The sequence below is a fragment of the Vicinamibacteria bacterium genome, from assembly GCA_035620555.1.
GTDB lineage: Bacteria > Acidobacteriota > Vicinamibacteria > Marinacidobacterales > SMYC01 > DASPGQ01.
Map to the genome: position 1 here is coordinate 1 of DASPGQ010000314.1, position 2,336 is coordinate 2,336.

Consider the following 2,336-nt stretch of genomic DNA (forward strand, 5'->3'; position numbering starts at 1 on the left):
CATAGAGGACGATGCCGCCGCAGACGAAGAGTTGGAAACGAGCGCGAGACTTATGCGAAGCCGACATGCGCGTCCTCACAGGGCGAATCGAGAGCGGCGCTCCATCAACCGAACAGCTGCTCCACCGCGCGCTTCCCTTCCGCGGTGGCATCGTACCAGTTCTGGTGGCCGTGAAGCTCGGAGTTGGCGAAGGCGACCCTTCCCGCGGGGCGGCGGAGCACGTCGGGCGCGGCAGGCTTGCCTTCGCGGCCGAAGTAGAAGCCCGGTGCGGGACAGACGTAGGCGTGGCCCCAGCGATTCAGGATGATTCCGGCGACGTCCCGGCGCGCGTCGAATCCTCCTTCCTTTCGACGAGTGGGAGGGCACCATCGAAACGCCAGAGAAGGCGCGCGAGTGGGTGCGCATGGCGGCGGAGACCGGGATTGACGGCTTGAAGCTCACTGCCTATCCGCCCGACATCATGGAGGCGCTCCTCGACGAGGCGAAGAAGCTCGGCCTCGGATCGACGGCGCACCTCTCTCAACAGGGTGTCGCCGAGATGAACGCGATCGATGCCGCCCGGCTCGGGCTCGGCACGGTGACCCACCTCTACGGCATCTTCGAATCTCTCTACGACGGCCGCGACGTCCAGCCCTGGCCACCGGATCACAACCACGCCGACGAGCAGGCGCGTTTCGGACAGGTGGCGCGCCAGTGGAACCTCGTACACCAGCGGGGCAGCGAGGCGGGCCTGTCCGAGCGCGTGGGGGAATCAAGTACACGATCAAGGACGGCATCATCTACGACGCCCGGAGGCTCCTGGCCGACGTGGCCCTCATGGTGGAGAAGCAGAAGGCCGAGCGGGGTATCACCGACCTGCCCACGACCAGCTTCCCGCCCGACCGCTGGTAGGGCCCCAGCGTTCCCGATGAGGGGATAGAGGGCGCCACCGGGCATTCTCATGGCCGTCAACGTCGAGGCCGGGCGTAGTTTCGGCACGGCGTCGCGCGGCCTCTCTTCGAGACGAACGCTCCTGTGTATGGCGCGCCCCCGATCCCCTGCCACATCATGGCCGGACGGCGAGCGTTTATCCTCGTGGAGCGCGTGGAGGCCGAGTCGCGCGATCCGAGCACCGGCCGAGGACCTTGATTTGACAGTGAGACCATCTCGTCTTACTCTGACGGTAAGATGAAAGCAGAGACGAAACTGACCAGCAAAGGGCAGATCGTCATTCCCAAGGCGATCCGCGAGGAGCTGCGGTGGCGCCCGGGCGTGCGTCTCGCGATCGAAATGGTCTCCGCGGACGCCGTACGTCTGGAGCTCGCATCGAACGGTGCGAAGCGAATCGGTGAGGATGCTATCGATCACGCGTTCGGATTTCTCGCGGTTGGGGACCCGTTGCGCGAGCTGGAAGCCGAGCATCGGAAAGAAGTAGCCAGAGATGAGCGTCGGCGTCGCCGTCGTTGACGCTTGGGCGCTTCTCGCCTTCCTGCGCGGTGAAGGCCAGGCCGGTCGTTCGATGCGTCGGTATCTTCGCCGTGCCCGCGCGGGGAACCTCCGTTTGATTTTGAACTGGATCAACTTTGGAGAGGTTTACTATCGCATCGCACAACTCAGGGGTTCGGAGGACGCCCGAAATGCACTCCAGCTAATCCGCAAGCTCCCGCTGGAGCTCTACCCCGTTCGCGAGAAGCTCGTTCTGGAAGCGGCGGAGCTCAAGTCTGCGCACCGGCTTTCCTATGCGGACGCCTTCGCCGTCGCAACTGCAAGACACGAGGGAGGACCCGTAATCACGGGAGATCCCGAGATTCTCGACTTACCGAGGGGTATCGTATCGGTTCGTCGTCTGGGGCAACGCAAGCACTGACCTAGCTTGTGACGAGGCGCGAAGACCTGCTCGCAAGCCTCGGTGACACACGAAAAATTCTCTCCCGTCCGTTTCAAGTTCGCGAGATACACGCCCTATCCGTCTCCCGAACTTCGTATCTGGACAAAGTTGAATTTGTCGGGCAAGACGCGGCGGCGTGATTTGAACACGCGACCCCCGGATCCCGAATCACCCCGTGGTCGGGTCCTTTGTAGAGTGCATTTCGCGTCTCCGTCCGATTCAGTTCGCTGAAGACAGCGCCAGAGCGGTCGGCTAATCAGGGCGCCTATCCAAGTCGGACTCCGCGTCGAAGCGGCTTCGCGCCTGAACGGCCGCGGCGGTTTCGGCGAAGCTCTCGTCGCGCGTGTAGCCGACATCGACGATGCAAGCCTCCAGCAGATCGGGATCGGTGACACCCGCTTCCTCGCACGCTGCGCGCGCTCGTCGCCGCCAGCTGGGAGGAAGGCCGGCGGCGCTCGCTTCCCTCTTC

General features: G+C 64.0%; 5 protein-coding genes. 3 read left to right on the forward strand and 2 right to left on the reverse strand.

Annotated elements, in window-relative coordinates; genetic code table 11:
• Positions 1 to 298: 298 nt before the first annotated feature.
• Complete coding sequence (locus VEK15_12830; protein ID HXV61574.1) at positions 299 to 709, reverse strand: hypothetical protein; 411 nt, start codon at positions 707 to 709, stop codon at positions 299 to 301.
• On the opposite strand from VEK15_12830, the gene VEK15_12835 reads away from it, so the two are divergent.
• The 3 genes from VEK15_12835 (at position 694) to VEK15_12845 (ending at position 1,846) form a co-directional block, all read left to right on the forward strand.
• Positions 694 to 891, forward strand: a complete 198-nt coding sequence (locus tag VEK15_12835; GenBank protein HXV61575.1) for a hypothetical protein — start codon at positions 694 to 696, stop codon at positions 889 to 891. The two genes, VEK15_12830 and VEK15_12835, sit on opposite strands and share 16 nt — an antisense overlap.
• Before the next feature lie 276 nt (positions 892 to 1,167).
• The gene (locus VEK15_12840) at positions 1,168 to 1,446 is read left to right on the forward strand and encodes an AbrB/MazE/SpoVT family DNA-binding domain-containing protein (GenBank protein HXV61576.1); all 279 of its coding nucleotides are present in this window, start codon (positions 1,168 to 1,170) and stop codon (positions 1,444 to 1,446) included.
• Positions 1,421 to 1,846, forward strand: coding sequence for a type II toxin-antitoxin system VapC family toxin (locus VEK15_12845; GenBank protein HXV61577.1), 426 nt, complete (start codon positions 1,421 to 1,423; stop codon positions 1,844 to 1,846). The genes VEK15_12840 and VEK15_12845 overlap by 26 nt, the downstream gene beginning before the upstream one ends.
• Before the next feature lie 273 nt (positions 1,847 to 2,119).
• Here the strand turns inward: VEK15_12845 and VEK15_12850 are convergent.
• Positions 2,120 to 2,336 (reverse strand): hypothetical protein (locus tag VEK15_12850; GenBank protein ID HXV61578.1); only part of this gene is annotated, 217 nt, incomplete at its 5' end.